The sequence below is a fragment of the Nocardiopsis halotolerans DSM 44410 genome, assembly GCF_000341065.1.
GTDB lineage: Bacteria > Actinomycetota > Actinomycetes > Streptosporangiales > Streptosporangiaceae > Nocardiopsis > Nocardiopsis halotolerans.
The window spans coordinates 21,021-27,907 of the sequence record NZ_ANAX01000129.1 but is presented as its reverse complement, the minus strand read 5'-3'; the positions used below and the strand labels follow the sequence as shown (position 1 = coordinate 27,907).

General features: G+C 73.0%; 5 protein-coding genes. 4 read left to right on the top strand and 1 reads right to left on the bottom strand.

The window, feature by feature from the left end:
• Nucleotides 1-40: 40 nt before the first annotated feature.
• Together D455_RS0109615 and D455_RS0109610 are read left to right on the top strand one after the other, a co-directional pair.
• Nucleotides 41-1,249 carry a coiled-coil domain-containing protein gene (locus D455_RS0109615; RefSeq protein ID WP_017570515.1) on the top strand — a complete coding sequence of 403 codons (1,209 nt, stop codon included), beginning with the start codon at nucleotides 41-43 and terminating at the stop codon, nucleotides 1,247-1,249.
• Nucleotides 1,250-1,547: 298 nt separating this feature from the next.
• Entirely contained in the window at nucleotides 1,548-3,623 is a 2,076-nt protein-coding gene (locus D455_RS0109610; protein ID WP_017570514.1) for an FUSC family protein, read from the top strand.
• Nucleotides 3,624-3,650: 27 nt separating this feature from the next.
• Here the strand turns inward: D455_RS0109610 and D455_RS0109605 are convergent, their stop codons facing one another.
• Complete coding sequence (locus tag D455_RS0109605; RefSeq protein WP_017570513.1) at nucleotides 3,651-4,301, bottom strand: cyclase family protein; 651 nt, start codon at nucleotides 4,299-4,301, stop codon at nucleotides 3,651-3,653.
• A 250-nt stretch (nucleotides 4,302-4,551) separates the two neighbouring features.
• Here D455_RS0109605 and D455_RS0109600 point away from each other — a divergent pair, with 250 nt between their 5' ends.
• Nucleotides 4,552-5,235 carry a lysophospholipid acyltransferase family protein gene (locus D455_RS0109600; protein ID WP_017570512.1) on the top strand — a complete coding sequence of 228 codons (684 nt, stop codon included), beginning with the start codon at nucleotides 4,552-4,554 and terminating at the stop codon, nucleotides 5,233-5,235.
• Between the two features lie 303 nt (nucleotides 5,236-5,538).
• On the top strand, nucleotides 5,539-6,885 hold the full coding sequence (locus D455_RS0109595; RefSeq protein WP_017570511.1) for an FAD-dependent oxidoreductase: 1,347 nt from the start codon (nucleotides 5,539-5,541) through the stop codon (nucleotides 6,883-6,885).
• Nucleotides 6,886-6,887 lie beyond the last annotated feature (2 nt).

Genomic DNA, 6,887 nt, shown 5'->3' with positions numbered 1-6,887 from the left:
CGGGGGCGGGGGGCCGACACACCCTCACCACCGCGGCGAGGTGAACCGCTACGCTCGCCTCGTGGCCTCCGACTCCAACACCTGCAACTTCCCCGGCTGCGACCGACCGGTGCCCCGTGCCTCCTCCCCCGGTCGCCCGCCCCAGTACTGCGACCTGCCCGAGCACACCCGCTGGCGGGCCTGGAAGGAACGCCAGCGCCAGGCCCAGGAAGCCGAACGCCAGGAGGAGCAGGTACGGGCCACCCAGGACCCCGGCGCCGAGACCGGCACCACGGCCCCCGCCCCCAACGCCGAACCCGTCACCGCCGCACGGCTGCGCGCCGACGACCTGCTCACCCGCTTCGCGGTCCAGAGCGAGCAGCTCACCGCCACGCTCCAGGCCGCCACCGAGGCCTTCTCCACCATGACCGACCCGGCCGCCGCCGAGGCGCAGGTGGAGGCCGCCCGTCTGGCCGGGGCCCGGCGCGCCGCCGAGGCCGACTCCGCCCGCCTGGAGGCGGAGAACCGCCGGCGCGAGGCCGAGCACGCCCGGCGCGTGGCCGAGGACGCCGCCGCCTCCGCGGTCACCGCCACCCAGGAGGCCGAGCGCATGGCCGAGGAGGCCCTGGCCGCCCGCGACGCCGCCGAGGCCGAACACGAACGGCAGCTGGCCCTGGCCCAACAGGCCCGCGTCGAGCGCGACGCCGCCGTCGCCGAGGCCAACGCGGGACTGGCCTCGGCCGAGCGCCGCCTCACCGCGCAGGCCGCCCGGGCCCGCGAGGAACTGGAGCACGAACGCGCCGAGGCCGCCCGCCGCCTCCAGCACGCCCGCGCCGAGGCGGCCGAACACGCCCGCCAGCGCGACGAGGCGGTCCTGGCCGCCGAGAGCGCCCGTGCCCGCGCGGACCGCGCCGAGGAGCGGGTCGAGGAGACGACCCGCACCCTGACCGCGGAACGCGAACGCTTCGACACCGAACTGGAACGCTCCCGCGAGCGCCTGGAGTCGGACCGGGCCGCGGCCGCCGCCGAACGCGAACGCCTCACCGCCGAGTTGGAGCGCCTGACCGCCGACCGCGAACGCCTGACCGCCGAACTCGACGCCCAGCGCCGCAACGCCGAACTCACCCTGGCCGAGTCCCGGGAGGCCGCCGCCGCACGCCTGGCCGTGGCCGAGGAGGCGCGTTCCAGGGCCGTGGAACGCGCCGAGCTGGCCGAACGCCGCGCGCGGCGGGCCGAGGAGGCACACGAGGCGACCGCCACGGAGGCGTGATCACCGCCTCCACCGTCCGTCAGGTCACCAGGGCCGCCTCTGGGCAGGTCTTGGGCCCGGGGAGTCGTCGCGCCCAGGGGGTTTGGGGGTGACGGGGACGAGGCAGGCGGGTGCCGCGGCCGTGGGCCGTCGTTTGACGGGTGGTGGCGGGTGACGGACAGGAAGAACTGCGCGGAGCGCCCGTTGAGGGTGGTGGCGGGCGGCGAAGAGGGCGAGTACCGCGGCCGGAGGCCCGAGGAGAACACGGCCTAGGATGGAAATCGTGCGAGATCTGGGAACCACTGGAGAGACTGGACCGATGAACGTGGGTGGTTCCCCCGGCGAAGGACCCGAGCGCGTCGAGGTGGGCGAGCGTCCCCGCCCCAGAGTCGACCTCAAGGCGCTGTTCGGACTCCAGTCCGGCGCCTGGGCGTGGACCACGGCGGTCAAGGCCGCCGTGTCCATGTCGCTGTCCTTCGCCCTGGCCACGTGGCTGTTCGGCTCCCAGGTCGGCACACTGGCCGCCCTGGGGTCCATGACCGTCCTGTACGAGAAGAAGACGCCCTACGTCTACCGTTCCGCCGCCCTGGCCCTGATCGGCCTGGGCTTCGTCGCCAGCGTCACCCTGGGCTCCCTGGCCTCGGCACTGGCCTCCTGGGTTCCGGTCATCTCCATCGGACTGACCGCCGGAATCGCCACCTGGGTGTGCGCCGCCTGGCGGGTGGACCGGCCGGGCCCGCTGTTCTTCGTCCTGGTCGGCGCGATCTCCACCATCGCCCCCGGCGGCCTGGCCGACGTGCCCCTGCACGCCCTGATCGCCGCCCTGGGCGCGGCCATCGGCTGGTCGGTGTCGATGGCGGGCGCCCCCGTGCGCGCCCGCCACCCCGAGTACCGCGCCGTGGCCGGGGCCTACCGCCAACTCGCCTCCCTGCTGCGGGCCGTGGGCACCCCCGACCTGGACCACGCCCAACACGAGGCCTCGGTGGCGGTGGCCGAGGCCTGGCGGATCGTGCTGTTGGCCCAGACCCGCGGCTACCGCACCACCCCCGAGGCCGCACGACTGCGCTCCCTGCTGCGCTGGGTCTCCGACGTGCACCTGGCCACCACCCAGGTGTGCATGGCACGACCCACACCGCTCCCGGAGAAGGCCGCCGACTTCGCCGAACGTATGGCGCCGGCCGTGGCCGACCCCTCCCGCGCACCCGATCCCGAGGAACTGGACGAGGTGCGCCGGGGCCTGCGCCCACGCTCCCTGGAGTCCCGGCTCTACGGCCAACTGGCCCGCGCCGCCCAGGCCACGCGCCGCTCCTCACACGAGGAGCACGAGGACGACGAACGGGCGGGCACCCTGCACGACGAGCGCTACCCGGCGCTGTGGGACGCGCTGCGCTCCAGCCTGGGCTCGGACTCGCTGGTGCGCCCCACAGCGCTGCGCATGTGGATCACCGTGACCGCCGCGGGCGCGTTCAGCCTGCTGCTGGGCCTGGACCACTACTACTGGGTCGGCCTGACCGCGACCGCGGTCCTCCAGGCGGGCAGCGTCGTGCTGACCATGAACCGCGCCCTCCAACGGTCGCTGGGCACCATGGTCGGCGTGTTCATCGCCGCCGCGCTGATCGCCCTGCACCCGCCGCTGGCCGCGGTCATCGTGCTCGCCGGAGTGTTCCAGGGGCTCACCCAACTGGTGGTGGGCCGCAACTACTTCTACGCCTCGGTGCTGATGACGCCGATGGCGCTGCTGCTGGCCGGTACCGCCGCCCCCGGCCCCATCACCGACCTGGCCGGATCCCGCATCATCGACACCGTGGTCGGTTCGGTGTTCGGACTGCTGGGAGCGCTGCTGTGGCGCAGGGCCTCGGCCACCCGTCTGCCCCAGGCCATCACGAGCGTGCTGGAGACCGCCCGCGAGTGCATCATGGCGGTCCTGGACCAGGACGTGGAGATCAGCCCCGAACGGCGCTACCGCCTGCGCCGGGACATGCGCGCGGCCCTGGTCAACCTGCGCGGGGTCTACGACAGCGCGATCGGGGACGCCCCGCGCGCGTCCTCCACCCTGCCGCTGTGGCCGGTGGTGGTGGCCACCCAGCGCACCGGCTACCTGGCGCTGTCGGCGCTGGCCCGGGACAAGCCCGAACCGGCGGGCATCATCACCCTGCAACGGGTGGACCTGGCCTTCGGCGAGCTGATCGCCTCGATGCGCGAACGCCGCACACCCCGCATGGGCGCGATCCCCCGCCTGCCCAACTACCCCAGGATCAACATGGAACTGCGGGCGCTGTCCAACGCGATGACCAGCGCCATCGCCCAGGACGAGCGCGCGGCCCGCCAGGAGGCCGAGCGGCGGGCCCAGCGCGAACACCGCCGGGCCCAGAGGGACTCAGACGCCGACCTGTGATCCTCCCCCCGCCACGTCCCGTCGGGATCAGTCCACGAGGGCGAAGGCGCGCACCGGGAAGGCCGCCATCCCGCGGACCTTGGCGGGCACCGCGAAGAAGGCGAAGCCCTCCTCGGGCAGCTGGTCGAGCAGGCACAGGTGCGAGACGACCGGGACACCGGCGGCGAGCAGGACCGCCAGCGCCGGGCGGGCCCCCTCGGTGACGGGCGAGGTGTCGTCCACCCCGACCGAGTCGATGCCCACCAGGACGGCACCGCCGTCGACGAGCGCCTTGGCGGCCTCCTCGGTCAGGTGGGGGTGTCCCGGACCGCCGTAGGCCTCGGTTCGCCAGTGCCGGTCCCAGCCGGTGCGCACCAGTACGGCCCGCCCGCGCACGTCCAGACCGGAGAAGGCCTCCGGGCCGATCCGCTCGGCGGAGGTGGTGACCACCGCACCGGGCAGGTCGGCCACACGGGCCAGATCCAGGTCGGCGAGGTCGGCGCCGTCCCGGTAGCGGTGGGCTGGCGTCTCCACGTAGGTACCGGTGGCGCCGACCATCGCGACGCGTCCTGTGCTCGCACCGTGGCCGGGAACGACTCCGGGGACCGCGGTGCTCTCCTCCACCGCCGGTTCCGGCAGGCCCGCGGAGGTGGTCATCCCATCGGTGATCTGGTGGCTGACGTCGACCAGTTTCGGCATGGCTGCTGTTCTTCCTCGCTCGCGCGTCCGGGGAACGACCCCTGACCTGCACCAGAGGTCTAGACCATGAGCCTAGCGCGGGTGACCCCCGCCACAACACCGCTGTGAGCTAACACATCCTTCCCACGACCGGCCACGCCGTCCGCGCCGCGACCCCGATAAGCTCGGGGTACACGGACACGGGAGCCCTCCGCACGTCCGTTGCCCCCCGAACGGACGATCCACCGAGCAACCGAGATGAGGCGACCGAGTGTCACTGTACGGAGCGGCCAAGACCGTCATCGCGCCCGCCACCCGCGCGGCCTGGCCCCTGCGCGTGGAGGGCACGCACCACGTTCCGCGACAGGGCCCGGTCATCCTGGCCGTCAACCACCTGGCGCTGATCGACCCGCTCTTCATCGGCGTGGCCTGCCCCCGGCCGGTGCGCTTCATCGCCAAGCAGGAACTCTTCGACGAGGGAACCCTGCCCCGCCGCATGTTCGCCCGCGCCCTGCGGGCCATCGGCCAGGTGTCGGTGGACCGGCGCCCGGGCCAGAGCGCCCAGGAGGCCATGGACAACAGCCTGAGCGTGCTGGAGGGCGGCGAGGTCTTCGGTATCTTCCCCGAGGGCACGCGCTCGCCCGACGGCCGCCTCTACCGCGGCCAGACCGGACTGGCCTGGCTGGCGCTGACCACCGGCGCCCCGGTGGTCCCCGTGGCGTTGGCCGGAACCCAGCGCATCCTTCCCCCCGGCCGCAGGGTGCCCTCCCTCAACCGCGTGGGCGTGCGCTTCGGTGAGCCGGTGGACCTGTCGCCGTGGGCGGGTCAGGCGCACAAGGCCCGTCCGCGCCGTGCGGCCACCGACGCCGTCATGGCCGCCATCGCCAAGCTGTCCGGCCAGGAGCAGGTGCCCCGGTTCGCCACCTCGGTCAAGGCCGAGCTGGAACAGGGCTGATCCCCCAGTGAATTTCTTCACAACCCGTGCGGAACTGATCCGCCGCTGACGGGGCGTTGACCCCTGGTTGGAGGCCCCTTCGGGACGCCCCCGGCAGACCCTGCACCCCGCCCCACCTGGGGCGGGGCCCGCACGGACCCGCGGAGCGCCCCCGGGCGCCCCTGGGGCCGGGGACGGGATTCTCTACCTTTATAGTAGGTTTTCCCGGTGCCGACACCGGATACATTAGGCAAGCCTTACCTTTTTATGGCGTCCGACTCTGGCGCGAAGACTTGGAGCTGTGCGATGACGCGACCACTGCGAGTGGGAATCGTGGGTGCGGGCCCCGCGGGGATTTACGCCGCGGACCTGCTCACCAAGGACGAGACCCTGTCCGCGTGCGGCACGTCCGTCAGCATCGACATCCTCGACAAGCTGCCCTCCCCCTACGGCCTGGTCCGCTACGGCGTCGCCCCGGACCACCCCCGCATCAAGCAGATCCAGGGGGCCCTGCACAAGATCCTGGACAAGCCGGAGATCACCTTCTACGGCAACGTCGAGTACGGCGTGGACCTCAAACTGGAGGACCTGCGCCACCACTACGACGCGGTCATCTTCGCCACCGGCAGCGACCGCGACCGGCCCCTGGACATCCCGGGCGTCGACCTGCCCGGCAGCCACGGCGCCGCCGACTTCGTCTTCTGGTACGACTCCCACCCCGACGTCCCGCCGTCCTGGCACGTCGAGGGCACCAGCGTCGCCGTGATCGGCGCGGGCAACGTCGCCGTCGACGTCGCCCGCATCCTCGCCAAGAGCGCGGACGACCTGTTGCAGACCGACATCACCGACAACGTGTACGAGGGGCTGCGCGACAAGCAGATCACCGACGTCCACGTCTTCGCCCGCCGCGGCATCGCCCAGTGCAAGGCCACCCCCATGGAGCTGCGCGAACTGGACAAGCAGCCCGGCGTCGAGGTCATCGTCTACCCCGAGGACTTCGACATGGACGAGGGCAGCCTCCGGGCCTGCGAGGAGTCCAACCAGGTCAAGACCAATGTCAAGGTCCTCCAGAACTGGGCGATCCGCGACGAGCGCGGCGACGAGCGCCGCCTGCACCTGCACTTCCTGCACAGCCCCGTGGCCGTGCTCGGCGAGGACCGCGTCACGGGCTTCCGCACCGAGCGCATGGAGCTGACCGGCGACGGCAACGTCCGGGGCACCGGCGAGTACGTCGACCACGAGGTGCAGGCCGTCTACCGCGCCATCGGCTACCTGGGCTCGCCCCTGGCCGACCTGCCCTTCGACGAGGAGCGCGGTGTCGTCCCCAACGCCGAGGGCCGGGTCCTGGACCTGGACGAGGAGCCGATCGAGGGCGTCTACGCCACCGGATGGATCAAGCGCGGCCCCGTCGGCCTCATCGGTCACACCAAGGGCGACGCCCTGGAGACGGTCACCAACCTGGTGGCCGACCGCGAGTCCCTCACCCCCGCCGTCGAGCCCGAGCCGGTCGCCTTCCGCGCGCTGCTGGAGGCGCGCGGTGTGCGCTACACCACCTGGGAGGGATGGCAGCGCATCGAGGGTCGCGAGGAGGAGCTGGGCGCCGAGCGCGGACGCAAGCGCCTCAAGCTGCTCTCCCGCGAGGAGCAGACCAGCGTCGCGCGCCAGGAGTAGCC

Bases quoted from the DNA above. Each gene is read 5' to 3' on its own strand.
- D455_RS0109610 (WP_017570514.1), top strand. From the start codon at position 1,548: ATGAACGTGGGTGGTTCCCCCGGCGAAGGACCCGAGCGCGTCGAGGTG.
- D455_RS0109605 (WP_017570513.1), bottom strand. From the start codon at position 4,301: ATGCCGAAACTGGTCGACGTCAGCCACCAGATCACCGATGGGATGACC.